The organism is Collimonas fungivorans (assembly GCF_001584145.1).
Lineage (GTDB): Bacteria > Pseudomonadota > Gammaproteobacteria > Burkholderiales > Burkholderiaceae_D > Collimonas > Collimonas fungivorans.
The window spans coordinates 1,424,845-1,449,057 of record NZ_CP013232.1; the positions used below are offsets into that span (position 1 = coordinate 1,424,845).

Here is a 24,213-nt window from a genome sequence, read left to right on the forward strand (position 1 = left end):
GAAATGGTGCTTGAGGCCGGTAATTTTCCCAAGAAATTTTGATATGACGACCAATACTTCACCAACCCCTACGAGCAATAAGCTCGATGAACAAGCAACATACAATCCAGATAATTTGCTGAATGATTTGATTGATAGGCTACATGTAAAAAATGATGCTGCGCTGAGCCGTGCGCTTGAAGTTGCACCTCACTTAATTAGTAAAATTCGCCATTGCCGTTTACCGATAGGAGCCTCAATGCTGATACGCATGCATGAAGTCAGTGGCCTGAGTATCGGCGAATTGCGTGCGTTGATGGGAGATCGCCGCCAAAAATTTAGGATTAGCGACAAACATTTCAAGCCGCGCAAAGATTGAACCAGCTGCGGCTCACAGTTCTTTAGTAACAAAAAAATGACAGATCGTGGTCGTCAACCGCAAGTAAAAAAACGAATTTCCAGTATCGTTGAGTCTGGCCGCAGAAATGGGACGCTGACTCCAGAAAAATCAGCATCAACAGCAAGGCGCAGAGGAACGCCGCCACTGACAATCGAAATGATGCAGGCTCTTGCCCTCGAGCGTAGCGGTCGCTGCCTTTCTATGCACTATGTCAACTTAACCACACATCTGGAATGGGAGTGCGCCCATGGCCATCGCTGGTACGCGATGCCTGCGGGGGTGAAGAAAGGTAGCTGGTGCCCTAAGTGTGTCCATGACAGCATGCGCGGTTCATTGGACAAGATACAGGTAATCGCTGCATCCCATGGCGGACGCTGCCTGTCCAGCCAATATATCAACTCCCAAACAAAGCTCTTATTTGAATGCAAGCAGGGACATCGCTGGCAAGGGCTGCCAACCCATATTGTGCGAGGGCATTGGTGCGGCTTGTGCAGCCGCGACAATACTCGGAACGGGCTGGAAAAGATGCGTAAGATGGCGGCCGCCCGTGGCGGCGAATGTCTATCCGACACTTATGTGAATATCCAATCCCATTTGCTCTGGCGTTGTGCATATGGCCATGAATGGCAGGCAACGCCTGCACAAATAGCGAGGAATCATTGGTGTCCGGGCTGCCAGCATGACAAGCTGCGAACGGGCATCGATGCGATGCGCGCTCTTGCCGCTGAGCGCGATGGTCGTTGTTTGTCGGAGACGTACACGAATTCCGGCACTTATTTAACTTGGCAATGCGAAAGAGGTCATATTTGGCAAGCCACGCCAGGGACTGTCAGAATTCAGGGATCTTGGTGTCAGCAGTGCCATTTCGATAGCATGACCAAACCGAAACAGCCGCGCAAACGCAAGTTGAAGGGACCGATTCTGCTGTGAATGCAAGGCTATGTTGAACCATTGACGTAGATGGAAACCGGAAATAAGCCATACTGAATTTGTGCCGGACAATGCTGAATACAGACTATTCAGAGCGGCACATGGCAAAAGACACTGAGAAGAACGCGCCTGGCATCTTTAGCAAATGGGGCACGTCGGCAAAAAAATGGTTGTCCGGAAACGTCGAAGACGTGAGCGATCTGGGAAAGGACGACCCCTACGTCTTTGATTTTGGTTCTGCCACACAGTCTCTGCTGGGAACCGGCCGCCGCGAAGCTCGGGGTCCTTGCAATGACACATATTGCATTACGAGTCCGTACTCGATTTCTTGGAGTGGAGCTTCGACAATGTGTCATTGCAAGACTCCCAATTTCTTTCTAGTTCCGACGAAAGAGCGCAACGATTACTTTAAACGAATTACGGTACCGGAGCTGATGAAATGATTGAGAATTTTCAGTTGATATTGCTTGGTGGTACATATGATGCAGTGAATAATCCGTCTGCATATGCTAGTCCGTGGGGTAGCAATTTGGTGGCTGCGCTTGCTGTTGGCTGTCGTTGGCAAAACAAGGGTGTTTGGGTAACGAAATTTCAAGGTTTTCCTGAGCAGGCGCGGCGACAAACAATTGATGCCAACACCCTTTCTGATCATTCTGGAGTGGTTTTTGTCGAAATTGACTATGACTACAGTCGTAATAATAATGCTGTCATTTTCAATCCCGATGGCGGCGAGAGAATTAGATTAACGAGCCCATATGGACAATTTACTGCGGTAAATTACGAAAATGATCAGTTAGGTTTTCTGGTTTGTGATGACAGAAATATCGAACGCTGGTACGCGTACGATGTTGCAGCAAACGAATTTACTCGGTGGCATCCAGTTCGGTGAACAGAGTTCATCGTAGTGCCGCCGCATACATTTTTGCTCGACGTAGGAATGCTTCTTTTTCTCCTTCGAGAATTGCACACGCGGCATCGCGAGTATTCGTATGGTCTATGGATACGCCAAAGCGAGCCGCTTTCGTGGCTCAAATTTTAAAGGGATTCTTTGGTTTTTCTGAGCCGTCGTGTGAAGCCGATGGCAATTTAACTTGAGGCGTCTCGAAGGGAATGGCTTCACACGATTTTGGATCAGAAAAATTCCCATCTATTGAAGGTTGGTTGTCCCACTCGCCATTTCTTTTTTCAAAAACTATATTGATTCCATTTGGTCTTTCTGCCCATTCACTCCAGCGCCAAGACGGTTTGTCGGCTTTCTGCGCTTTATTAAAATCCTCGCAGCCGATGCCAGAGCAACTGGGTACAGGTATTTCCTCTAAAACTCTGATTGCCCTGAAGGTCAGTTTCATGCCCCCTTTCCATTGGAGACCATTTAATCGTTCTACATCTGTTATTGGTCGACCAGAAAATAGTGTAATTTTTGGTTCAAGTATTTGGAAAAAACTTGGCACTCCATCTGATATCCCCCAACGATATCTAAAAAAATGCTGACCATTGCATTGAAAAATCTTCGACTCGATATACTGTTTGCCAATGACGAAGGCCTCTGTGCTTTCCTTTGAATCCTTCACTTCCTCTTTTTTCGTAGCGTGAGAAAAAACGGGGATGAAAATTAGACTGGCTATAAATATTGATAGAGGAACAGTACGAAAAAATTTTGATTTTATTGGATGAGAATTGGACATGGTGCCCTTTCATAATTGAACTTTGAACCGTCAACTATTTGCAGAAAATAACCTACTGGAATCAGTGCCGGTTCGTCGATATTTAGGCGTCATTGCGCTTTTAGAATTTTTCCGTTTTCGGAAATTACGTCGTTTTCGAAAATATATTTCACATTCCGCCCCTTCGTATCTTTCATACGTAATACAATTTTTTCCCCGCTTCGAACAATTTTTGGACTGTCATCGCAAGTTCCAAATGTTGATGATATTTTTACGTCAGCTTTACCTGCTACAGTAATAAAGAAATACAACTGACAAGTTGCGCTAACCTCATCGATCACAAGTACAGTGTCTTTATCGCCTAAATCGTATTTATCTCTAAACGACATTCCCAAAGAGTCTGCATCAGCACTTAATTTTTTGCCGTTGAAAAATAAACTCATACTTCCTATGTCACCTGTGATCGCCAGGGTTCCGAATCGTGTTGCTGCAGTCTTATCGCCATTTGCTGCGACGCCTCCAGCTAGAAGACTGATAGCAAGAAAAATAGAGATGCGAAGTATCGAGATCATTTTGAGATCCTTCCAGAGAAGTACTTTGAATTGCATACTGAGCAGCCGGATTTTAGTTTGTAAGATGCAGCGATACTCAAGTCTGCGGCGATGAATGAGGCCATTGTTTTATCCTTGTTTATGTTGCGAAATACGGTTGTTTAAATTAACCAATCGCTAGTTTATAACAACCATATGGTTGTATGGAAAGAATAAACACGAATCAAACTTGGTGGTATGCCAAGCCCCCAAGACGATAAAAAAGAATTCTCCCTGCGACTGAAACAGGCTTTGAAACGCAGCCCGAAAAAAATCAACACACCAACTGAGCTGGAGGTGGAGTTCAACTTGCGTCACAAGGGGGATTCAATAAGCCAGCAGGCCGCCCAGAAGTGGATGAGTGGTTTAGCACGCCCGACGCCGGATAAGATCGAAACCCTTGCAGAATGGCTTAATGTTTCAGCAAGATGGTTGAGGTATGGTTTTGCTGAAGATAGACCGGCGCCGATTGCTGAGCGAAAGCACCAGCCAAAAAAGTCAGTACCAGCAATTCAGCCCACGGAGGATGAGCTCAAGCTACTGGCAAGGTTGCGTAGTCTCGGTGAGCATCGGCGTAATCTAGTGATCGAGATCCTAGAACAGTTCTCGCTTGAACAGGAAATGTGGAGTGACTATTCGAGGGACAATTGATTTTGGTAACTAGCTAAATGCAGCATTAGGTGTAGTAGTCGCGATCTGATCTGACATTCCCCGGTTTGACGTGTGCAGTTGTCAGGTCAAATTCAGTTGTTCAGTGTCGTGATTTTATCTTGCCAGGCCTCCTTTCCGTCAATTAGTGTTTGTATGGGTGTCCGACCGCAGCACATCTTCCCTTGGTGTGTGCGGTCATTGTTGTAATAAGCCAGCCAGTCGTCGAGATCGCTTTGCAGCTCTTCAATCGAGCGATAGATCTTGCGCCGGAATGTGACCTGATAAAACTCCTGCAGAATGGTTTTATGAAAGCGCTCGCAGATTCCATTGGTCTGCGGATGCCGAACCTTCGTCTTGGTGTGCTCAATGTCATTGAGGGCCAGGTAAAGCTGGTAGTCGTGGGCTTCCGGCCTGCCACAATATTCGGTACCACGGTCGGTCAGCACGCGGATCAAGCCCATTTCCTGTTCTGCCAGGAACGGCAACACTCGGTCATTCAATAGATCGGCTGCGGTGATTGGCGTCTTCGTTGTATAGAGCTTGGCCGCTGCCCACTTCGAGTATGTGTCGACGAAGGTCTGCTGATAGATTCGGCCTACGCCCTTGATGGTGCCGACATAGAAGGTGTCCTGGCTGCCAAGATAGCCAGGATGGGCCGTCTCGATCTCTCCGTGCGCCACGTCGTCTTCCTGCTTCATCTCCAGCGCGACGACCTGCGCTTCGGTCAGAACCTCGCCAGTTTCAGCAACGTGCCGCTCCAGCGCTGAAAGACGCTTCTTGAACGATTCCAAGTCGCGCCGTAACCAGACGGACCGCACACCGGATGGGGAAACAAAAACACCACGCTTACGCAGTTCGTTCGATACACGGACTTGGCCGAACGCCGGCTGCTCCAGGGCGAATTGAGCTACAGCCATTTCAGTGGCTTCTTCAACGCGATTTCTGAGATTGGGCTTTCTACGGTTGGCATCAATCAGGGCATCCACACCGCCTGTTTCTACTGCCGTTTGATAGCGATAAAACGTGTCGCGGGAAAATCCCATCACCTTGCAGGCACGAGACACGTTTCCGAGTTCTGCAGCAAGATTGAGCAGGCCGACCTTGTGCTTGATGACATTCTGAGGAACACTACGCATGGGGTTACTCCTTGGCGCTTACGCGCTGGTTTAATAAAGATTCGCACCTCTAACAAACCGGGTAACCCCACCCATTGGCAAGGTCTTACTGTCCGATCAAGTCGGAACTACTACACATTAGGTGATCAATACTCGTCCGGCAGCAAAAGTGTCGTCACGCTGCGATCATGCTCCGTGATTATCCAAAGCCGCTCGCGTCTGGCTCCCAGCCTATACTCGGACAATATTCGATTGCCGTTGTTAACTGCCCGAGCGTTTTCTTCTGCATCTTCTGCGCAGACAACACCCCAATCGCCGCATTGGTGTCGCCTGACATAGATGCTACCGTTGATCCCGAGGCGGTCCAATAAATCCACGGCACTGCGGGTAGCGACAATCTCTCCAAGTGCAAACAATGGCTCCCCAATCTGCGTGGGTACAAACACAATGAAGGCGGCAAATAGCTCCAGCTCTTCCGGCGAAATTGGCGCTCCAGCCTGAGTGTCTTCTTCAGTTGAGTTGGCATGAATTTCCTGCTTGTCGTGATTATTACGGCTCATATGAACTCCTTCATAAAGTAGGGACGAACAAATACCTCCGATCAGTCGGATGTCGAAATACGAAGGTATTTCTCGTTGGTTGGTTAGATATTGAAGCGGGAGAGAGGCGAGACTACAGAAGCTCGACTGAGTTTTTGGGCAAAAGTAAAACCCAATTCTGATATATCAATAACTAGAATCAAGCTGACACTTATTGCTTGATGGCGCAAAAAAGCGACACACTTTAGTAGCGTTCTTTGACCGCTGTTATATGGTGAAAATTATGAAGGGGGTGATGCGATTGATCGTTGCAAGTACGCTTGATACTCGGAAGAAAATCGATGTTGTGATACTTCTCTACACGTGCGAAACGGACGGCTAAGGCCTCCAAACATTGAATATATTGTACGTCCCCGTGCTGAACACGACCATCAATAAACTCTCGAAGTAGAAGAAATGACATTATTGCAACAACTTGAGGTGTTTTAATCCATGTGTCACGCTATGTGTCATACAAAAATAGATAAAATAAAAGGGTTACATGCAAAAGCATGTAACCCTTTGTTTTATATGGTGGGCCCCCCCAGAGTCGAACTGGGCACCAACGGATTATGAGTCCGCTGCTCTAACCAAGCATGAGCTAGGGGCCCAATTAATCGATCCCGTATTATAGAAAAATACCTGGACGAAAGGTAAGCGAATTATCGAGGATCATTCAAAAAACACCGAGAATGATCCACGATTAACCTTAATTACCTTCGAGGAAGCTCTTCAGCTTGTCGGAGCGGGAAGGGTGGCGCAGCTTGCGCAGCGCTTTGGCTTCTATTTGACGGATCCGCTCACGCGTTACGTCGAACTGCTTGCCGACTTCTTCCAGGGTATGGTCGGTCGACATTTCGATGCCGAAACGCATCCGCAATACCTTCGCTTCGCGCGGGGTCAGCGAATCGAGAATGTCCTTCACCACGCCGCGCATCGATGCATGCAAGGCGGCATCGGCCGGGGCCAGGGTGTTGTTGTCCTCGATGAAATCGCCCAGGTGCGAATCGTCGTCGTCGCCTATCGGTGTTTCCATCGAAATCGGCTCTTTGGCGATCTTCATGATCTTGCGGATCTTGTCTTCCGGCATTTCCATCTTGATCGCCAGTGTCGCCGGATCCGGCTCTGCGCCTGTCTCTTGCAAGATCTGGCGCGAGATGCGGTTCATCTTGTTGATCGTTTCGATCATATGCACCGGGATACGGATGGTGCGCGCCTGGTCGGCGATCGAACGGGTGATGGCCTGGCGGATCCACCATGTCGCATAGGTCGAGAATTTATAGCCGCGACGGTATTCGAACTTGTCGACCGCTTTCATCAAACCGATGTTGCCTTCCTGGATCAGGTCCAGGAACTGCAAGCCGCGGTTGGTGTATTTTTTTGCGATCGAGATCACCAGCCGCAAGTTGGCTTCGGTCATTTCGCGCTTCGCCATGCGGGCTTTTTTCTCGCCCGCGCCCATCTTCTTGTTGATGCCGCGCAGGTCTGGCAGCGGCAGCACGACGCGCGCCTGCAGGTCGATCAGGCGTTGCTGCAGTTCTTTCACGGCAGGCACGTTACGGCTCAGCACGGTGCTATATGCATGGTTGCCGCTGACTTCACCGTCGACCCAGTCGAGATTGGTTTCGTTGCCCGGGAAAACCTTGATGAAATGCGGGCGCGGCATGCCGCACTTGTTGACCGCGACATCGAGGATCTGGCGTTCGATCTGGCGTACTTCATCGACCTGGCCGCGCAGGGTGTCGCACAACTTTTCGACGACCTTGGCGGTAAAGCGGATTCCCAGCAATTCGTTGGAGATGATCTCTTGCGCCTTGACGTAAGGCTTGGAGTTGTAGCCTTCTTTTTCGAAAGCCTTGCGCATCTTGTCGAACTGGGTCGAAATGGTCTCGAACTTGCCGAGCGCATCGCGTTTCAGCTGTTCCAGCTGTTCCGCCGAGAAGCCGGCCGCGCCCGAAGTCGAGCTGGCGTCGTCTTCTTCTGCGTCTTCTTCTTCCTCTTCCTCTTCGTCGTCGCTGTCTTCGTCGGCGGCAGTAGCTGCTGCGCTGGCGGTGGCTGCTTCGTCAGTCTGGTTAGGATCGACCAGGCCATCGACGATTTCATCGATCTTGATTTCGTCCTTGCCGATCTTGTCGGCAGCCAGCAAGATCTCGGCGATGGTGGTCGGGCAGGCGGAAATTGCCTGGATCATGTCTTTCAGGCCGTCTTCAATACGCTTGGCGATCTCGATTTCGCCTTCACGCGTCAGCAGCTCGACCGAACCCATTTCACGCATGTACATGCGGACCGGGTCGGTGGTGCGGCCAAAGTCGGAGTCGACGGTAGACAGCGCGGCTTCGGCCGCAGCTTCGGCGTCGTCGTCGCTGGCGACGGTGGCGACGTTATCCGACAGCAGCAGCGTTTCCGCGTCTGGCGCCTGTTCGTAGACGGCAATCCCCATGTCGCTGAAAGTACCGATGATGCCTTCGATGGCTTCCGGATCGATAATGTTTTCAGGCAGGTGATCGTTGATTTCGGAGAAAGTCAGGAAGCCGCGCTCCTTGCCCATCTTGATCAGGGTCTTGAGCTTCTGGCGGCGCGCTTCGAGTTCTTCTTCGCTGGCTTCGGTATCGGACGAGAAGGCGTCTTTCAGCAGTGCCTTTTCCTTGGCTTTGCGATCTTTCGCCTTGGCCTTGTCGACTGCTTTCAGTTCGGCGCGTTCGACAGCATTGAGCGCCGCGACTTCGTCGTTTTCCGGCTGGAATTCTTTTGGCTTGCGGCCACGACGGCCCGGCACCTTAACCGACGGCAAGATGTAGCCGGAAGTATCAATCGCCGCCAGTGTTGCGGCATCCGTGGTTTGACTTACGCCTGATCCGATCATCACGCTGACATCGGCTTTAATTGGAGCCGGCGCTGCATTTTTGGATGATTTGACGACTTTGAGTTGTGGTTTCTTGATTGTCACAGGGGCTTTCGATTTCACAGATACTGGTTTTGCAACAGTTCTTGATGCTTTCGTGGTCGTTGCAGTTGCTTTAGAAACTACTTTCTTGCTAACGGGCTTCGCCGGCGCTTTGGATGAAGCTGCCGCCGTTTTAACGGGGGACTTCGAGCTTGAGGATGAGGTGCTTACATTGGCCTTGGCCGCAGCCGGCTTTTTTACAGAAAGTGTCAGGGATTTTGCTGGTCTCTTCATTGCATTCGCCATGGAATCAAATACCAATTGGTTACACTGATTTGCGCGCTGCAGCTGCCTGTACTCTGTCCGTTTGAATGTTGATAAGCTTAAATCGCTGACAGAATCACTTGAGCGCCTGCTTTTATTGCTACCTTTACTGCATCCTTGCTGTTTTCCTCACCACGTTCTTGCCCGTCTAAATCAATCTGGTGCTACTATCAATTCAAGGCCCAATTCGCGCCCAATTCGGCTAAGCCTAAGGCGTTGAATCTAAAGCCTTTAATTATAGCATATGGAGGGCCTTTCCTCCAATGAGGACGGCCTTGTAACGCCGTCCGATTTGCCTGTTTTGCGCCGATTTATCTATATTTCAAGTAATTTCTTAGCGCAAATTCATTTCGGCCTCAGCCTCGCGCCGCAACTGTTCTTGTTTTTGCATCAATTCCCGATAGCGATTGCGCGCGTCGTCGTTGCCAAGTCCGGTCGCCGCCAGCTGGTCGAGCTCCTCTTTCAATATCTTCATTTTAGTCTGGCGAATTGCGCCCGCCAGTTCTAATCGCGCCGCTTCCGTTTCGGATTCCGATTCTGCTGCAATTTCTGCAATCAATGATTCAAAATCCTCGCCGCCTTCCCGCAAATGTTCAGCCAATGTTGCAAAATTGGCTTGTCCGCCCATTGCATGGCTGGCAGTGATCAGGCGCGCCAGCATTTCTGCACGGTCCGGTGCGAAATGCGCCACGGCGTCCAGCGCGGCATCGTCCAGTTCCGAGGCGAACGCCGGGTGGGCGACCAGCAGCCTGATGATCTGCCGTTCCAGCCCGACCGGCGCCGGCCGGTTGCCGCGCGGCGGTGCGCGGCGCGCGCTGGCGATCGGCTTGGCCAGTTCAAACAAGGACTCGATCTCGTTAGGCGTCGATTGCGTCAGCTGCGCCAAGCCGCGCACGATCTGCAGCCGCAGCGACGATGGCGGCATCAATTGCATTAAAGGCTTGGCATCGTATTGCGCCCGCGCACGTCCTTCGGAGGTGCTCAAATCGGCCTCGGCCGTGACTTCGTTCAGCAAAAATTGCGATAATGGCATGGCATCATGGATCTGGCGCTCAAACGCTTCCGCTCCCATTTCCCGCACAAAGCTGTCCGGATCGTGTTCCTGCGGCAGGAACAGGAATTTGATGACCTTGTTGTCGGTCGCATGGGGCAGGCAGGCATCCAGTGCGCGCCGTGCAGCTTTGCGGCCGGCGCGGTCGCCGTCGAAACTGAAGACGACGTGATCCGTCTGGCGCAGCAGTTTGTGCACATGGGTCGGCGTGCAGGCGGTTCCCAGCGTGGCAACCGCCTGCGGGAATCCCAGTTGTGCCAATGCCACCACGTCCATATAACCTTCGGTCACCAGCACGTAACCCGCATCGCGGATTGCCTGGCGCGCTTCGAACAGGCCATACAGCTCGCTACCCTTCTGAAATAGGGGTGTTTCCGGCGAATTCAAGTACTTCGGCTCGCCGCTGTCCAGCACGCGGCCGCCAAAACCGATGACCTGGCCTTTTGTATTGCGTATTGGAAACATTATGCGGTCGCGGAAACGATCGTAGCGCTTGCGGTTGTTGCCTTCCTCATCCGTGCGGTCGATCACCAGGCCGGATTCGACCAGGGCGGTGGCCTCATAGTCAGGAAATACCTGGCGCAGGCTGTCCCAGTTGTCGGGTGAGTAGCCCAATCCGAACTTGGCGGCTACCTCGCCGGTCAGGCCACGGCGTTTCAGATAATCGACTGCGTTTGGGGCGCTGCGCAGATGCTGGCGGTAAAAATCGCAGGCAGCGGTCATTGCATCCGACAAGGCCATGCTCTTGGCCTGGTATTCGGCCCGTTGTGCCGGCGGGATCTTGTCGTCGTTGTCCGGCACCGTCATGCCGACGCCTTGCGCCAGGTCTTTCACCGCCTCGACAAAACCGAGGCCGGAATATTCGATCAGGAAGCCGATCGCGGTGCCATGCGCGCCGCAACCGAAGCAATGGTAAAACTGCTTGGTCGGGCTGACCGTGAAGCTGGGCGATTTTTCGTTATGGAAAGGGCACAAGCCCATCAGGTTCGCGCCGCCCTTTTTCAACTGCACGTACTTGCCCACCACGTCGACGATGTCGACGCGGTTGAGCAGGTCCTGGATAAAGGATTGTGGAATCACGTGGATTCGACGGCAGGCAGGGCTATGGCAGAAATGTCAGGCGATCAGGCTTGGCTGAGCGCGGCTTTGATCAAGGCCGAAACCGCTCCCATGTCGGCGCGGCCGGCAAGTTTCGGCTTGACGATGGCCATGACCTTGCCCATGTCCTGTGGGCCGGCGGCGCCGCTGGCGCTGATGGCGGCAGCAACTTCAGCCTGGATTTCCGCATCGGACAGGCCGGCAGGCATATAGTGGGAAAGGATCGCCAATTCGGCTTTTTCGATATCGGCCAGGTCCTGGCGGCCACCGGCTTCAAACTGGCTGATCGAGTCCTTGCGCTGCTTGATCATTTTTTCGATGATCGCCAGCACATGGGTGTCGGTTAGTTCGATACGTTCGTCGACTTCCTTTTGCTTGATGGCCGCAGTGATCAGGCGAATGGCGCCCAGCTTTGCAGTTTCCTTGGCGCGCATCGCGGCCTTCATGTCTTCGGTAATCTGTTCTTTCAAGCCCATGCAGTTCTCCATTTGGTGGTGTTTTCCATTGTAGACGGGAAAAACAAAATTGCTGGATTGTGACGCCGGTTGTGCGACGTATTGCTGATCTCATCGCTGCCGTTTCGCGACCTGGAAAACGGCAAAACCCGCTGCGGAGCAACACCGGAGCGGGTTTGTAACGCAATTCAATCAGCCGCACAGAGTGCGGTGAGGAATCAGTTCAAATATTAGTACAGTTTCTTCGGCAATTGCTGGCTGCGAATGCGTTTGTAATGACGTTTCACAGCAGCTGCCAGCTTACGCTTGCGTTCAGCAGTTGGCTTTTCGTAAAATTCACGTGCACGCAACTCAGTCAGCAGACCTGTTTTTTCAATAGTGCGCTTGAAGCGACGCATCGCAACTTCGAAGGGCTCATTTTCTTTAAGACGAATTGTGGTCATGTAAATTCAAACCAAGTTTGTATAGGGAAGAACGAGATTATAGCTGGGAAAAAGAATAAATGGAAGTGTTATCCCAAGCTGCCTGAACATTGCCGCTTATTCGCAACATTTTTTGCAACATCCCTGCATGTTCTAAGCTTTTGCAAGATTGCGATCCCGAAACATTGCCAACAGAACACCGGCAATCGCGCCAATAATAAGGCCGCTCAGCAGGAGCATCGTGAGTTTTGGGAAAAACGGTTGTTCCGGTACAAAAATGGCGTCAACTATTTTTGTAGGGAAAGTGTTGGTTTTTGTGCGCAAATCTACCAGCGCCGAGTGTTCCGACGTCAATCCTCGTATTAAATCCTCTTGTTTGGACAGCAAATTAATGGCTACCACGCTTGGTTCAAATTTAGCCCCGGTCGACGTCATTGCCGCGCTCTTGAGGCTTGTTTCAAGACGCGTTTTTTCGGTTATTGCCTGGGTCATTTGAAGCGTATTTGCTTCAAGCCGGTTATCCAGATTTTTTATCATTGGCGCCAAAAGCAGCTCGTGCGCATGGATCAGGGCTTGTAGCGCTGCATTCAAGTTGGTTTTTGCCTCTGCTTGGGAAAATGCCGCGACGCTCACATCGACGAAATCGGTGGTTTTTCCCGGAGTCGCTTTGAGGGTTGCACGGAAAAGACGCGTGCGCCGATCACTGTCTTCATTCAAAAGGAGGCCGGCGGCCTTCAAAGCCTCGTCCTGCAGCTGGCGCTGCTTAAAGCGTTCAGCGGCTTGTGCCGTAGGCTCCGTCAAAGTCGTCGGGTTCATTGGCAACTGGCCAACCTGCAAGGTCGCGGATGCTTGCCATTTTGCCGGCAATGTTGCCCAAAGCGCAGTTGCCGCGAGCATGCCGACAATTATGCATACCGCCAGCATGACCCAATGGAGTCTTACGCTGTTCCATATAGCTGAAAAATTAATTAATTCAACCTCTTCAGCGTGGGTAGGACTATTAGTATTTGAAAAATTATTGGACATAAAAAGATTTATTTAATTTATACGTTATTTATTTGTTGCATATTACCGCGAGCCGGGCAATTGTTGTTCAATTTTCTTGCTAAATAGCAAATCCTGTCGCGGTTGCCGACGCCCAGGCCCACTGGAAATTGTAGCCGCCAAGCCAACCAGTGACGTCAACTGCCTCACCAATAAAATACAGGCCGGATGTTCGATTGGACATCATGCTCTGCTGTGATAGTTCCCTTGTATCGACGCCGCCAAGCGTAACTTCGGCTTTACGATAGCCTTCGGACCCGTTTGGCTGGATTGCCCAGCGGTTGACGGCGTTGCCGAGTTCTCGCAATACGCGATCTGGAGTGTCTGCCAGGCGGGCCGCCGGGTCGAGCTTGCTGGCTTCGATGATGCCGTGCGCCAGCCGCGCCGGCAGCCATTGGGCAAATATATTGCCCAGATTTTTCTTGATAGACGTTTTGCCGTCAAGCAGTGTCTGGGTGACATCAATTTCAGGCAAAAGATTCAACTGCAGCGGCGCGCCGCTCTTCCAGAAGCTGGAAATCTGGAGGATTGCCGGCCCCGACAGGCCGCGGTGGGTGAACAGCAGGTCTTCCTTGAATTCGCCGCGGGTCTTCTTGTCGCCGGTTTCGACTTCAACCGGCAAGGCAATCCCGGCCAGCGGCAGGAAGGGCTGCCAGTCGGCGGCATCGAAGGTCAGCGGCACCAGGCCTGGCTGCGGTTCGACCACGCGCAGGCCGAATTGGCGGGCGATGCGATAGGCAAAGTCGGTGGCGCCGATTTTCGGGATGGACAGGCCGCCGGTGGCGATGACGACATTGCTGGCCAATATTTCGCCGCTGCTGCTGTCGATCCGGAACAGGTCGCCGCTCTTGCCTATGCTGGCCACGCTGCAAGGCATGCGCCAACTGACGTTGCCGAGGTCGCATTCGGCTTTCAGCATGGCGATGATCTGCTCCGAGGAGTCGTCGCAAAAAAGCTGTCCCTTGTGTTTTTCGTGATAAGCGATACGGTGGCGTTTCACCAGGCCGAGGAAATCCTGCGGGGTGTAGCGCGACAGGGCGCTTTTGCAAAAATGCGGATTCTGCGACAGAAAATTCTGCGGCCCGGCGTTGATATTGGTGAAGTTGCAGCGGCCGCCGCCTGAAATGCGGATTTTTTCCGCCAGCTTGACGGCATGATCGATCAGGACAACCCTTTTTCCACGTTGACCAGCTACCGCGGCACACATCATGCCCGCAGCGCCGGCGCCGATGACGGCGACATCAAATTGTTTTTGCATCGATCTTCAGTAAATGGAAATTGAAAACTATTGGAAGTATGGTGGCGGCTCCTGCCCCATCCACAATTCCGAAGACAGCCGCATCATGTCATTGAGCGAACCGCGCTCGGTAAATGTCTGCCGCAGCCAGGCGGCGTCGCTGAGGCGATCTTCCGCCAGATGCCGCAAGCGCTTGATGGTCAGTTGCTCGGCTTCGTTCTGAGTATACCGCTGCAAATCCTGCAAATGGTCCAGCAGATGCTGGTAGATCGGCAGTTTTGACGAGGTGGCGGGGGTGTTGCCGTGCAACGCCATGGAGCCGTTCAGGCCGTAACGGCTGGCTTCGAAGCGGTTGTACTGGTACAGCAGGTAAAAGTCGTTGGTGATGACAAACGGCCTTTCGGTCAGGATCCAGCGCGCCAGCAGTTGTGCGTAGCACCCCAGGTGGGCCGCGTGTTCTATCGTCAGGGGGGTGTCGCAGACGCGGATTTCCACGGTGCCGTATTCCGGCTTGGGCCGGATGTCCCAGTAAAAGTCCTTCATGCTGGCGACGATTCCCATGCGTAGCAGCTCATCGTAATACGATTCGAAATCGGACCAGCGGGTCAGCGTGGGTGCAGTTCCTGACAATGGAAACGCACGCACCACATTGCTGCGCGAGGATTCGAACCTGGTGTCCGCGCCTTGATAAAACGGCGAGGCGGCCGACAGTGCGATGAAGTGCGGCACGAAACGCGAGAATGCGTGGGTCAGGTAGAGCGCGTCGTCGCCGTTCGGCACGCCGATATGGATATGCTGGCCGAAGACGGTGAATGTCTTGGCCAGGTAGCCGTACTTTTCATGCAGGTGATAGAAGCGCTCGCTAGGCGTAATCCGTTGTTCGTTCCAGTGCTGGAAAGGATGGGCGCCGCCGCCGGAGACGTCGATGTTCAGGTATTGCGCCCCGCGGTTCAGCGCGGCGCGCAGGCCTTTCAGCTCCTCGATCAGATGATCGACCCGGGTGTGCACGTCGGAATTCAACTCGATCATGCCCTGCGTCATTTCCAGCTTGATCTGTTTTTGCAGGTCGCGCGGTTCGATCCAGGTCAGCAGGTCAACCGCATCGCTGGCCAGGTTGTAGTTGCGGCGGTTCACCAGCTGCAGTTCCAGTTCTATCCCCATTGTAAACGGCGTGGAACTGGTAAACGGCAGGATCTCCGGCGTCGCGGCCCCCGCGCCGGCTTGTGCACTGTTGTCTTGGGTGTTTTCGCTCATGGCATTATCCTTGTTCGCGTCCGCTTTCGCCTGATTTGATCAGGGCAAACTGGGTTGCGATCGGCCCCAGCAATTCCAGGACGATCAGGCAGCCGGCCAGCAACGGCAGGACTTCAGCGGTGGTGTTGGGGTAGAGATAGGCGGTGGTTTGCATCAGTCCTAGTCCGGCCTCCGTCATGGGCAAGGTTCCCAGGGTGATCAGCGCCGCCTGTTTCCATTTCATCTTGGCAAAGTGCGCAAACGAAAAGACGCCGCAGGCCATGGCCAGAAAACGCGCCGCGATGAGTACCGCGACCGAGGCGCCCACCATCGACAGGTCGGACAAGCGGATCGAAGCGCCTATCGTGACAAACAGCATCACGATGAACAGCTCGTTGGCGACGCCGAACTCCAGTTCCATCAGGTCATACTGGTGGTCAAGGTTCTTCGACATGATCGCGAAGATCAGCATGGTGAGCAGTATCGGCAGCTGCAGTGCATGTGCGGCGCCGATCGCCAGGGTGATTACAGCGATCACCAGCACGAACTGGCGGCTCGGCTGGCGGCCGAGCAGGCGCGCCAGCGGGATCATCAGGCGATAGGTCAGGTACGCCAGCACCAGCGAACCGCACAGCGAATACAAGGTATGCGCCAGCAGCGTGCTGAAGGGCGTCGCGCTTTCATGGGCGACGACGGGCAGCAGGGCATACGCCGCCAGCAGGGCGACAAAATTGTTCAGCGCCGTCATGGCTGCCAGGCGGCGCGTCACCTGGCCTTCGGCCTGGAGTTCGCGCACCACCACCATGACCACCGCCGGCGCGGTGGCGATGGCCAGCACGCCGCCCAGCAATGCCGGCACGCGCGCAGTGCCAAACCAGATCAAGGCGCCGCTGACGAAGGTGAAACACAATACGGCGCTGAGGACAACTGTCGCCAGCAGCCATTTTTCGCGGCGCAGCCAGCCGATGTCGACATAGCGGCCCAGCTGATATACCACCAGCGCCATCGCCATGTCGGCAAAGATATTCGCCAGCTTGAGGACGTCGCCTGACAACAGGTCGAGTCCGCCCACGCCAAGCAGGAAACCGACTATCAGATAGCCGGTGATGCGTGGAAACCAGGGGTTTTTCGTTACTATATGGCCGCCCACTAGCCCGAACAGCAGCAAGCTGCCGAACAGTAACAGCGCATTCCATTGGATGGGCTGTGCTAGCGCAAAGGGCGGAAGAGTCCAATCCATGGATCCTCCAGAAAGTTAGTCTTGCAGCAAAAAAGCAAGCTGGACAAGATGCCGTACCGGCAGATGAATGTGTAATGCTGAAATACGTGACTTGCTGCGCACTCTCCTTGATTATATTTGTGTTGCGCTATCGGATCTGCTTAAGGTCTTGCCTAAGAAAAGGCTTCAATTCCCTATGGCAATGTTTTGGCGATTGCCACATAGTACATGCATCCGGCTTTTATCTTGAATCAGTCAGGTTTGTTCACTGCGGCAAAAATTAGTTCCATTAGGAAATTACTGTTGCCTATCGATAGCGGCAGAATTGTATTGCACGCGCAGGGCCCGGCAAACTGTCAGGCATTGTTCGACTTGTTCGGCAATCGGCTTCGGAACCAGCTGGTTTTGCGCCAACGCCTGTCGTATCCAGCTGGCGGTGGTGGCGGCATCGCGCTGCTCGGGCAGGGTGGACATATTGTCGGCGATACTTTGTTTCTCCACCAGCGTGGTTTGCCTGCCGCCATGCAGCCAGTCGATTTTTTGCGCCTTCCTGGCGTTAGCCACCGTTTCGCCTTCCGTGCCGCGCATTAAAAACACATCGCCGCGTTCAGCTGCGGCGGTGGTCGTGAAATACGCCGTCAGCATGGTCAGGTACTCTGGATGCGTGTATGAGCTCAGGCGCAAGGCCGGTTCCACAAACGGCTGCATGATCTTGACCAGGGTGTGGGTGGAGTTGCGTACCCCGAGAATCCTCCGCATGGCGAGCAGCCTTGCCATTTTCGGGGCAAGGGCATCGATCGGCATGAAGGCCGGCATACGCTGTGCGAAACATTGCTGCGCCTGTTCGATGCTGCTGCAGGCCGGCTGGCCGAGCGCCTGGAGAATTTCGGCGCTGGTGACGCGGCCTGGGTCTGTCAATACCCCGTGCAGCAATACCGGCACGCCCTCGCGCGCCAGCAGCATGGCCAGCAACGGCGTCAGGTTGGCCATGTGGCGCGCGCCGTTATAGCTGGGGATGACAACCGGTGCGTATGCCCAGGAACCGTTGCCGGCTTTGTCGGGCAACGGTATTTGCGTAAACGACGCTTCCGCCGCCTGCAGGAAACCGTCGATTTCTTCTACCGATTCGCCCTTGATGCGCATCGCCAGCAAGATTCCTCCCATTTCCAGGTCAGAAACGCGGCCGTCCAGCATGGCGGCATATAAATCATGGGCATCGTTGCGTGACAGGCTGCGCGCGCCATCCTTCCCGCGCCCGATCTCCTTGATGAAGCGGGCGGCTGGGAATGGTTCGGCTGGCGGAAGAATATTCATGTCTAGATGTCGATCTGAGTTTGCAAGCAAGGAGTGAGAGGGCATATCCGCAGCGATTTTACTTTACCAGCCTTAGTCCATGGCCATCGGGTAAAATCATCGCCAATCGGCCAGCTTGTCCACCGGATTGGCTGGCGCCTGTCCTTGTTTTTCCTTATCTGGGTTTATATGGCATTTGATCCTAGCCAGCTTGAAACGTTACGGCCGCAGCTGATACGGTTTGCTGCGCTGCAGTTGCGCAATGACGCCCTGGCCGAAGATGCTGTCTCGGAAACCATACTTGCGGTGCTTGAGCATCCTGACCGTTTTCAGGAGCAGTCTTCGTTCAAGACCTATGTCATCGGCATCCTCAAGCACAAATTGCTGGACCAGTTGCGGCGCGGCAAGCGCGAAGTGCAGCTGAATATCGACGAAGACGCAGACCGCAGCGACGCCGACATGATCGATGCCTTGTTCACATCGACAGGACATGCGGTGGAAGCCGCACCCAGCTGGGGCAATCCGGACCAGGCGCTGGAGCGCAAGGAGTTTTTCGATATCCTGCAATTATGCATCGACAAGCTGCCCGCCAAAACCGGACGCATTTTCATGATGCGGGAATGGCTGGAACTGGATACAGACGCAATTTGCAAGGAACTGGAAATTACCGCTGCGAATGCCTGGGTGCTGCTGTACCGGGCGCGCGCCAGGTTGCGCGAATGTTTACAGCTAAACTGGTTCGGCACGCAGGCTTGAGTTAGCGACGTTCATACGCAATGTAAGATAATTCCAGTTCTATTGTAAGTATTGCATCCGTGATGCGACTAACCATGAATACCGAAATATTCGCCCAGCCAGTTACTTTATTTTATGCCATGTTTTATGCCATATAAGCGCCTGATCCCACATTGTCGCGATACCCAGCAGCTCCTGTCCCAGGCGCAGGACAGCAATCTGTCGCCGCTGACCCGGGTACGGGTGCGCGTGCACCTGTGGACCTGCACGGCTTGCACCAGGTTTTCGCAGCAGCTGGCTTTCATGCGGCAGGCAATGCAGCAGCTAGGCAAGGATTAATCGCCGACTGCAAAGGGGGCGGCCGCGCTTTCCTTTACAATGCGCCATTGCTTACCTATTGCCCTACCCATGATTGTTCTCGGCGTTGAATCTTCCTGTGACGAAACCGGCCTTGCGCTCTACGATACCGAGCGCGGTTTGCTGGCGCACGCCCTTTATTCGCAAGTGGCGATGCATGAACAATACGGCGGCGTGGTGCCGGAGCTGGCTTCGCGCGACCATATCCGGCGCGCCATTCCTTTACTGCAACAGGTATTGTCTGAAAGCGGCATTGCGCGGCATGACATCGATGCCATCGCATACACCCAGGGACCGGGACTGGCGGGGGCGCTGCTGGTAGGCGCCTCGGTTGCCTGCGGCCTCGGCTTGGCGCTGGATAAGCCGATGCTGGGTGTGCATCACCTGGAAGGGCATTTGTTATCGCCGCTCCTGGCCAGCGACCCCCCCAGCTTCCCGTTTGTCGCCTTGCTGGTGTCCGGCGGCCATACCCAGCTGATGCGGGTCGATGGCGTCGGGCAATACAGCTTGCTGGGCGAAACGCTGGACGATGCCGCCGGAGAAGCATTCGACAAATCGGCCAAGCTGCTTGGCCTCGGTTACCCCGGCGGGCCGGCGATTTCACGCCTGGCCGAATTCGGCGACCCTTCGGTGTACCAGTTGCCGCGGCCCATGCTGCATTCGAAAAACCTGGATTTCAGCTTCTCCGGCCTGAAAACGGCGGTGCTGACCCTTGTCAAAAACCATACGGCCAATATCTGCGAACAGGACAAGGCCAATATCGCCCGTGCTTTCGTGGATGCGCTGGTTGAGGTGCTGCTGGCAAAATGCTTGGCCGCGCTGAAACAGACTGGCCTCAAGCGCCTGGTGATCGCAGGCGGAGTAGGCGCCAACCAGCAGTTGCGCAGCGCCCTCAATGCGGCGGCGGAGAAGCGACGCTTCCGGGTGTATTACCCGGAACTGGAATTTTGCACCGATAATGGCGCCATGATTGCCTTTGCCGGCGCGATGCGCTTGCAAATCAGTCCGCAGGCAGCGCAGCGCACCTACGGCTTCAATGTACGGCCGCGCTGGCCGTTGAATGAATTAGGTATCTGAGCAAATTCCCGGCTAGGCGTATAATGCGCGACTGTGGTACAAAACATGTCGGCAACGATGTCAAAGTGGTAACCCGGCTTGCGGTGCTTGTTATGGCACTTCCACAATCATTTGGTTCGCATGGTGGCGCTGTGGCTTGCCTTGGCAAGCACTGGTCGTCAGCAATGGGCCGACACGAAATTCACGATTCAATTGAGAGCAAATAGTGCCTTTGTTTGAGTGCATCCTGCACCAAAGGCCGCCAACTACCATGTCCGATATTCAACCTGAGATTCAGTCCGAGATTCAGTCTGAGATGCAAGCTGATCCAGCAGTGCCAACCACGCCCACCGTCCGTTTCGCAGATTTCGGGCTGTCCCCGGATATCCTGCGCGCGTTGAGCGACCAGGGTTATGTCCATCCCACACCGATCCAGGCAGAAGCAATCCCGGTGGTGTTGCAAGGACGCGACGTGATGGGAGCGGCGCAAACAGGAACCGGCAAGACTGCCGGTTTTTCCTTGCCTATCATCCAGCTGCTGCTGGCGCATGCCAATACCAGCGCCTCGCCGGCGCGGCACCCGGTGCGCGCGCTGATCCTGACGCCGACGCGTGAACTGGCTGACCAGGTCGCGGAAAACGTTAAAGCCTATTGCCGCCATACTCCTCTGCGTTCGACCGTGGTGTTCGGCGGCGTCGATATCGCGCCGCAAACCGCAGCCTTGCGCTCCGGCATCGAGATCGTGATTGCAACGCCAGGCCGCCTGCTGGACCACGTGCAGCAAAAGACGCTGAACCTGTCGCAGACCCAGATACTGGTGATGGACGAAGCCGACCGCATGCTGGACATGGGTTTCCTGCCAGACTTGCAGCGCATCATCAACCTATTGCCGAAAGAGCGGCAGAACCTGATGTTCTCCGCCACGTTTTCGGGGGAAATCAAGAAGCTGGCGGCGACTTTCCTGAAGAACCCGGTAACGATCGAAGTGGCGCGCAGCAACGCCACCGCCGACAACGTGACGCAGACCATGTATCACGTCAATGAGCAAACCAAGGCCGAGGCGGTGTCGCACATCATCCGCGAACGCAAGCTGAAGCAGGTCATCGTTTTTTCCAATACCAAGATCGGCGCATCGAAGCTGGCCCGCCACCTGGAAAACGAAGGCGTCAATGCTTCGGCGATCCATGGCGACAAGACCCAGAATGAACGCATGGCGGCGCTGGAAGCATTCAAGCGGGGCGAAATCGAAGTGCTGGTGGCGACCGATGTCGCCGCGCGCGGCCTGGATATCGCCGAACTGCCGTGTGTGATCAATTTTGATTTGCCGTACAACGCAGAAGATTATGTGCACCGGATCGGCCGTACCGGCCGCGCCGGCGCTTCCGGCGATGCGATTTCCCTGTACGCCGACAAGGACGAACGCTTGCTGGTCGACATCGAAAAGATGATCAAGTACAAGTTTGTGCGCGCCGAACTGACCGGGTTTGTCGCCAAGCCGGCGAGCGCCGAACGTGAGCGTTCTTCCGGACGCGGCGCCGATGCCCGCAACGGCCGTGGCGAAGGCCGTGGCCCCTCGTCCGACCGCAGCACGCAGCACACACGCAGCGCCTACACATCGACCCCGACTTCGCGCAAGGAAAAGGTCGACCCGTGGTTCCTCAAGCCTTACGAACCGACGCTCGCAGCCGAAGTGGATACATCTGGCGTAGCGCCGGCAGGCGGCGGCTCTATCAAGCCGTCGAAGGTGAAGCTGGCGGCCTTGCTGGGCGGACTGCCAAAGAACTGATCAGCCGCGGCGGCTGGTCTCGAGATTGGCCCAGGCGGTAGTAGCCAGCGGCCAGAACGCCGCTACGCTGTCGACTTGTCCGATATCCAGACCCAGGAACCACGCCGCCTTGCTGAGCGCGTGCAGCGGCTGCTTGATGTCGATAGCTTGCGCGCCGTTCTGTTTGGATAGTTTTTCGCCGTCCGCATTGGTGATGACCGGAACATGCAGATATTGCGGCGTCGCCAGTTTCAATTGGCGCTGCAGGTAAATCTGGCGTGCGGTCGAGTCCAGCAGGTCTGCGCCTCTCACTACATGCGTCACGCCCTGGTCCGCATCGTCGACAACCACTGCCAACTGGTAAGCCCAGAAACCATCCGCCCGTTTCAATACAAAATCCCCCACTTCTATCGCCAGGTGCTGCTGTACGCGGCCCAGCCAGCGGTCGTCAAAAATAATCAGTTCATCGATATGCCCAGGATCCGGTACGCGCAGGCGGTAAGCGCGGGCCGGCTTGCCGACCGGCAGGCCGGTGCGGCAAGTGCCGGGATAAACCGCGGCGCCGTCGGCAGCCACGCAGATGCGGGAATCGACGATTTCGCGGCGGGTGCAGCCGCAAGGATAGGCCAGCCGCCCGAGGCGATCGAAGGCCGCTTCATAGAGGGCGGCACGGCGGCTTTGAAACACCACCTCGCCATCCCAGTGCATGCCGAGCAGATCGAGGTCCGCCAGGATGGATTCGGCCGCACCGGCTGCGGTGCGCGCTTCGTCCACGTCTTCCATGCGCAGTAGCCAGCGTCCACGGTTGGCCTTGGCGTCCAGGTAACTGGCCATCGCCGCCACCAGGGATCCGGCATGCAGAGGACCGGTGGGCGAGGGGGCGAAGCGGCCGATGTAGCTTGCTTGATTAGACATTGCTGATCGATTCATGATGATGCGGCGCCGGCGAGCCAAGCAGGATGTGCTGGACCGCGGGTTCGCTGAGTTGCGTGATGAACCATTTGAGAGATTTTCCCACGACTGGCGTGCGCCAGGCGATTTGCGTCTTGTCGATAGGTTTGGCCTCGATGGTTTGCTTTTCGATCAATGCGCCCGATGCAAAATAAGGGGCTGCCATCCAGCGCGGCAAATGGCCGCAGCCGAGGCCGCTGAGCTGGGCCTGCAGCTTGGCAGAGATGGAGGGCACGGTCAGGATGTCCTGTCCGCTCAACAAGCCCGAAGTAATGCCTGGCAAGCTGCGGCCGGTGTCGCCGACGGCCACCGCCCGGTATTGCTGTATCAGGCTGGCGGTGAGCGGTTCCGGCGCAGTCGCCAGCGGGTGGCCGGGGGCGACTGCGAAAACCCATTCGATCATGCCCAGCTGGCGAGTCTGGAAGCCGCCGCTCATGCGGATGCTATCAGGGCCGCTGTGCGGCGCGCCAATCGCCAGGTCGGCGCGATCCGACAACAAGGCTTCCCACACGCCCGACAATGTCTCATGCGAAATGCGCAGCCGGGTGCCGGCATTTTCGCGATCGAAAGCCTCGATCAGCGGCAGCAGGCTGTCAAACGGGATGATGCTGTCAAGGACGATGCGCAGTTCCACTTCCCAGCCGGTCGCCGCACGCTTGACGCGCCGTTCCAGTTCCTGCGCCGCCAGCAGCAGGTGCCGGCCCTCGGTCAACAGCTCCTGGCCGGCGCTGGTCAGCTTGGCGCGATGGCCGCGGCGGTCGAACAGCAACACATCCAAATCCTCTTCCAGCTTGCGCACGCTGTAGGTAAGCGCCGACGGCACCCGATCCAGTTCGACAGCCGCCGCTGCAAAGCTGCCTTTGCGAGCGATCGCATCGAGAACTTGCAAAGCTTCCAGTGTCAGGTTCATTGCTGCTTGGCGAGTGGTTATGTTGTTAAAATTTCATTCAGATAATTTGAATGATATATCGGAATTTGACATCTGTCTTCTGTCGTTCCCCAAGGCTATAGTGCCAAGTAATCCAGCGGATTCATATAGCGCATTTCTATAGTGAAATAAGCTTTCGAATATATCAGGATCGCATTCCGACTTGATGCGCCCAGTTACGATGGCTTGACTCCGGATTCCGTTTTTCGTTCGTCGCTTATTGTGATCCGCGACAAGGCAGCTGGTATGACTAT

24 protein-coding genes and 1 tRNA gene are annotated in these 24,213 nt (G+C 54.7%); 9 read left to right on the plus strand and 16 right to left on the minus strand.

What is annotated here, in order from left to right; genetic code table 11:
• The first annotated feature begins 43 nt into the window (after positions 1 to 43).
• From CFter6_RS06155 to CFter6_RS25525, 3 genes are all read left to right on the plus strand, one after another.
• Positions 44 to 358: a hypothetical protein gene (locus tag CFter6_RS06155; protein WP_061542236.1), complete on the plus strand. Its 315-nt coding sequence runs from the start codon at positions 44 to 46 to the stop codon at positions 356 to 358.
• 36 nt (positions 359 to 394) lie between these two features.
• Positions 395 to 1,309: a zinc-ribbon domain-containing protein gene (locus CFter6_RS25520; RefSeq protein WP_150118654.1), complete on the plus strand. Its 915-nt coding sequence runs from the start codon at positions 395 to 397 to the stop codon at positions 1,307 to 1,309.
• A gap of 439 nt (positions 1,310 to 1,748) precedes the next feature.
• A complete protein-coding gene (locus CFter6_RS25525) occupies positions 1,749 to 2,198 on the plus strand; it encodes a hypothetical protein (RefSeq protein ID WP_150118655.1) in 450 nt (149 codons plus the stop codon).
• Positions 2,199 to 2,337: 139 nt separating this feature from the next.
• On the opposite strand, the gene CFter6_RS25530 is transcribed toward CFter6_RS25525, so the two are convergent.
• Together CFter6_RS25530 and CFter6_RS06160 are read right to left on the minus strand one after the other, a co-directional pair.
• On the minus strand, positions 2,338 to 2,994 hold the full coding sequence (locus tag CFter6_RS25530; protein WP_150118656.1) for a hypothetical protein: 657 nt from the start codon (positions 2,992 to 2,994) through the stop codon (positions 2,338 to 2,340).
• An 89-nt stretch (positions 2,995 to 3,083) separates the two neighbouring features.
• Positions 3,084 to 3,545 (minus strand): hypothetical protein, encoded by a 462-nt coding sequence (locus CFter6_RS06160; RefSeq protein ID WP_150118657.1) that lies wholly within the window; start codon positions 3,543 to 3,545, stop codon positions 3,084 to 3,086.
• 216 nt (positions 3,546 to 3,761) lie between these two features.
• Here CFter6_RS06160 and CFter6_RS06165 point away from each other — a divergent pair, with 216 nt between their 5' ends.
• Positions 3,762 to 4,214 (plus strand): helix-turn-helix domain-containing protein, encoded by a 453-nt coding sequence (locus CFter6_RS06165; protein ID WP_061539178.1) that lies wholly within the window; start codon positions 3,762 to 3,764, stop codon positions 4,212 to 4,214.
• A gap of 92 nt (positions 4,215 to 4,306) precedes the next feature.
• Here CFter6_RS06165 and CFter6_RS06170 read toward each other — a convergent pair whose 3' ends face one another.
• From CFter6_RS06170 to rpoD, 4 genes are all read right to left on the minus strand, one after another.
• Positions 4,307 to 5,350: an IS481 family transposase gene (locus CFter6_RS06170; RefSeq protein ID WP_061539179.1), complete on the minus strand. Its 1,044-nt coding sequence runs from the start codon at positions 5,348 to 5,350 to the stop codon at positions 4,307 to 4,309.
• A 125-nt stretch (positions 5,351 to 5,475) separates the two neighbouring features.
• Positions 5,476 to 5,889, minus strand: coding sequence for a hypothetical protein (locus CFter6_RS06175; RefSeq protein ID WP_335340305.1), 414 nt, complete (start codon positions 5,887 to 5,889; stop codon positions 5,476 to 5,478).
• Positions 5,890 to 6,439: 550 nt separating this feature from the next.
• Positions 6,440 to 6,518, minus strand: a tRNA-Ile gene (locus tag CFter6_RS06180).
• A 98-nt stretch (positions 6,519 to 6,616) separates the two neighbouring features.
• Positions 6,617 to 8,854 carry an RNA polymerase sigma factor RpoD gene (gene rpoD, locus CFter6_RS06185; protein WP_150118658.1) on the minus strand — a complete coding sequence of 746 codons (2,238 nt, stop codon included), beginning with the start codon at positions 8,852 to 8,854 and terminating at the stop codon, positions 6,617 to 6,619.
• Here rpoD and CFter6_RS25535 point away from each other — a divergent pair.
• Positions 8,811 to 9,125, plus strand: a complete 315-nt coding sequence (locus CFter6_RS25535; protein ID WP_167351320.1) for a hypothetical protein — start codon at positions 8,811 to 8,813, stop codon at positions 9,123 to 9,125. The genes rpoD and CFter6_RS25535 overlap by 44 nt on opposite strands.
• A 324-nt stretch (positions 9,126 to 9,449) precedes the next feature.
• Here the strand turns inward: CFter6_RS25535 and dnaG are convergent, their stop codons facing one another.
• From dnaG to ybiB, 8 genes are all read right to left on the minus strand, one after another.
• On the minus strand, positions 9,450 to 11,246 hold the full coding sequence (gene dnaG, locus CFter6_RS06190) for a DNA primase (RefSeq protein ID WP_061539180.1): 1,797 nt from the start codon (positions 11,244 to 11,246) through the stop codon (positions 9,450 to 9,452).
• Positions 11,247 to 11,290: 44 nt separating this feature from the next.
• Positions 11,291 to 11,740, minus strand: a complete 450-nt coding sequence (locus tag CFter6_RS06195; RefSeq protein ID WP_061539181.1) for a GatB/YqeY domain-containing protein — start codon at positions 11,738 to 11,740, stop codon at positions 11,291 to 11,293.
• A 209-nt stretch (positions 11,741 to 11,949) separates the two neighbouring features.
• A complete protein-coding gene (gene rpsU / locus CFter6_RS06200; RefSeq protein ID WP_005665410.1) occupies positions 11,950 to 12,162 on the minus strand; it encodes a 30S ribosomal protein S21 in 213 nt (70 codons plus the stop codon).
• Positions 12,163 to 12,294: 132 nt separating this feature from the next.
• Positions 12,295 to 13,167: a Wzz/FepE/Etk N-terminal domain-containing protein gene (locus tag CFter6_RS06205; protein ID WP_082814632.1), complete on the minus strand. Its 873-nt coding sequence runs from the start codon at positions 13,165 to 13,167 to the stop codon at positions 12,295 to 12,297.
• Between the two features lie 79 nt (positions 13,168 to 13,246).
• Entirely contained in the window at positions 13,247 to 14,443 is a 1,197-nt protein-coding gene (locus CFter6_RS06210) for a BaiN/RdsA family NAD(P)/FAD-dependent oxidoreductase (protein WP_061539183.1), read from the minus strand.
• Positions 14,444 to 14,470: 27 nt separating this feature from the next.
• Positions 14,471 to 15,676, minus strand: a complete 1,206-nt coding sequence (locus CFter6_RS06215) for a YbdK family carboxylate-amine ligase (protein ID WP_061539184.1) — start codon at positions 15,674 to 15,676, stop codon at positions 14,471 to 14,473.
• 4 nt (positions 15,677 to 15,680) lie between these two features.
• The gene (locus CFter6_RS06220) at positions 15,681 to 16,895 is read right to left on the minus strand and encodes a cation:proton antiporter (protein WP_014005017.1); all 1,215 of its coding nucleotides are present in this window, start codon (positions 16,893 to 16,895) and stop codon (positions 15,681 to 15,683) included.
• Between the two features lie 276 nt (positions 16,896 to 17,171).
• Entirely contained in the window at positions 17,172 to 18,188 is a 1,017-nt protein-coding gene (ybiB, locus tag CFter6_RS06225; RefSeq protein WP_061539185.1) for a DNA-binding protein YbiB, read from the minus strand.
• 168 nt (positions 18,189 to 18,356) lie between these two features.
• On the opposite strand from ybiB, the gene CFter6_RS06230 reads away from it, so the two are divergent.
• From CFter6_RS06230 to CFter6_RS06245, 4 genes are all read left to right on the plus strand, one after another.
• The gene (locus CFter6_RS06230) at positions 18,357 to 18,923 is read left to right on the plus strand and encodes a sigma-70 family RNA polymerase sigma factor (protein ID WP_061539186.1); all 567 of its coding nucleotides are present in this window, start codon (positions 18,357 to 18,359) and stop codon (positions 18,921 to 18,923) included.
• Between the two features lie 126 nt (positions 18,924 to 19,049).
• The gene (locus CFter6_RS06235; RefSeq protein ID WP_061539187.1) at positions 19,050 to 19,241 is read left to right on the plus strand and encodes a zf-HC2 domain-containing protein; all 192 of its coding nucleotides are present in this window, start codon (positions 19,050 to 19,052) and stop codon (positions 19,239 to 19,241) included.
• A gap of 69 nt (positions 19,242 to 19,310) precedes the next feature.
• A complete protein-coding gene (tsaD, locus tag CFter6_RS06240; RefSeq protein ID WP_061539188.1) occupies positions 19,311 to 20,336 on the plus strand; it encodes a tRNA (adenosine(37)-N6)-threonylcarbamoyltransferase complex transferase subunit TsaD in 1,026 nt (341 codons plus the stop codon).
• A 295-nt stretch (positions 20,337 to 20,631) separates the two neighbouring features.
• The gene (locus tag CFter6_RS06245) at positions 20,632 to 22,101 is read left to right on the plus strand and encodes a DEAD/DEAH box helicase (protein ID WP_150118660.1); all 1,470 of its coding nucleotides are present in this window, start codon (positions 20,632 to 20,634) and stop codon (positions 22,099 to 22,101) included.
• On the opposite strand, the gene gluQRS is transcribed toward CFter6_RS06245, so the two are convergent.
• Positions 22,102 to 22,995 carry a tRNA glutamyl-Q(34) synthetase GluQRS gene (gene gluQRS, locus CFter6_RS06250; RefSeq protein WP_061539190.1) on the minus strand — a complete coding sequence of 298 codons (894 nt, stop codon included), beginning with the start codon at positions 22,993 to 22,995 and terminating at the stop codon, positions 22,102 to 22,104. It lies immediately after the preceding gene.
• The gene (locus CFter6_RS06255) at positions 22,988 to 23,941 is read right to left on the minus strand and encodes a LysR family transcriptional regulator (RefSeq protein WP_061539191.1); all 954 of its coding nucleotides are present in this window, start codon (positions 23,939 to 23,941) and stop codon (positions 22,988 to 22,990) included. The genes gluQRS and CFter6_RS06255 overlap by 8 nt, the downstream gene beginning before the upstream one ends.
• Positions 23,942 to 24,213: the final 272 nt, after the last annotated feature.

Excerpts from the sequence above, each read along its gene's own strand:
- CFter6_RS06155 (WP_061542236.1), top strand. The coding sequence starts at position 44 with ATGACGACCAATACTTCACCAACCCCTACGAGCAATAAGCTCGATGAA.
- CFter6_RS25520 (WP_150118654.1), top strand. The coding sequence starts at position 395 with ATGACAGATCGTGGTCGTCAACCGCAAGTAAAAAAACGAATTTCCAGT.
- CFter6_RS25525 (WP_150118655.1), top strand. The coding sequence starts at position 1,749 with ATGATTGAGAATTTTCAGTTGATATTGCTTGGTGGTACATATGATGCA.
- CFter6_RS25530 (WP_150118656.1), bottom strand. The coding sequence starts at position 2,994 with ATGTCCAATTCTCATCCAATAAAATCAAAATTTTTTCGTACTGTTCCT.
- CFter6_RS06160 (WP_150118657.1), bottom strand. The coding sequence starts at position 3,545 with ATGATCTCGATACTTCGCATCTCTATTTTTCTTGCTATCAGTCTTCTA.
- CFter6_RS06165 (WP_061539178.1), top strand. The coding sequence starts at position 3,762 with ATGCCAAGCCCCCAAGACGATAAAAAAGAATTCTCCCTGCGACTGAAA.
- CFter6_RS06170 (WP_061539179.1), bottom strand. The coding sequence starts at position 5,350 with ATGCGTAGTGTTCCTCAGAATGTCATCAAGCACAAGGTCGGCCTGCTC.
- CFter6_RS06175 (WP_335340305.1), bottom strand. The coding sequence starts at position 5,889 with ATGAGCCGTAATAATCACGACAAGCAGGAAATTCATGCCAACTCAACT.
- CFter6_RS06195 (WP_061539181.1), bottom strand. The coding sequence starts at position 11,740 with ATGGGCTTGAAAGAACAGATTACCGAAGACATGAAGGCCGCGATGCGC.
- rpsU (WP_005665410.1), bottom strand. The coding sequence starts at position 12,162 with ATGACCACAATTCGTCTTAAAGAAAATGAGCCCTTCGAAGTTGCGATG.
- CFter6_RS06205 (WP_082814632.1), bottom strand. The coding sequence starts at position 13,167 with ATGTCCAATAATTTTTCAAATACTAATAGTCCTACCCACGCTGAAGAG.
- CFter6_RS06210 (WP_061539183.1), bottom strand. The coding sequence starts at position 14,443 with ATGCAAAAACAATTTGATGTCGCCGTCATCGGCGCCGGCGCTGCGGGC.
- CFter6_RS06215 (WP_061539184.1), bottom strand. The coding sequence starts at position 15,676 with ATGAGCGAAAACACCCAAGACAACAGTGCACAAGCCGGCGCGGGGGCC.
- CFter6_RS06220 (WP_014005017.1), bottom strand. The coding sequence starts at position 16,895 with ATGGATTGGACTCTTCCGCCCTTTGCGCTAGCACAGCCCATCCAATGG.
- ybiB (WP_061539185.1), bottom strand. The coding sequence starts at position 18,188 with ATGAATATTCTTCCGCCAGCCGAACCATTCCCAGCCGCCCGCTTCATC.
- CFter6_RS06230 (WP_061539186.1), top strand. The coding sequence starts at position 18,357 with ATGGCATTTGATCCTAGCCAGCTTGAAACGTTACGGCCGCAGCTGATA.
- CFter6_RS06235 (WP_061539187.1), top strand. The coding sequence starts at position 19,050 with ATGCCATATAAGCGCCTGATCCCACATTGTCGCGATACCCAGCAGCTC.
- tsaD (WP_061539188.1), top strand. The coding sequence starts at position 19,311 with ATGATTGTTCTCGGCGTTGAATCTTCCTGTGACGAAACCGGCCTTGCG.
- CFter6_RS06245 (WP_150118660.1), top strand. The coding sequence starts at position 20,632 with ATGCAAGCTGATCCAGCAGTGCCAACCACGCCCACCGTCCGTTTCGCA.
- gluQRS (WP_061539190.1), bottom strand. The coding sequence starts at position 22,995 with ATGTCTAATCAAGCAAGCTACATCGGCCGCTTCGCCCCCTCGCCCACC.
- CFter6_RS06255 (WP_061539191.1), bottom strand. The coding sequence starts at position 23,941 with ATGAACCTGACACTGGAAGCTTTGCAAGTTCTCGATGCGATCGCTCGC.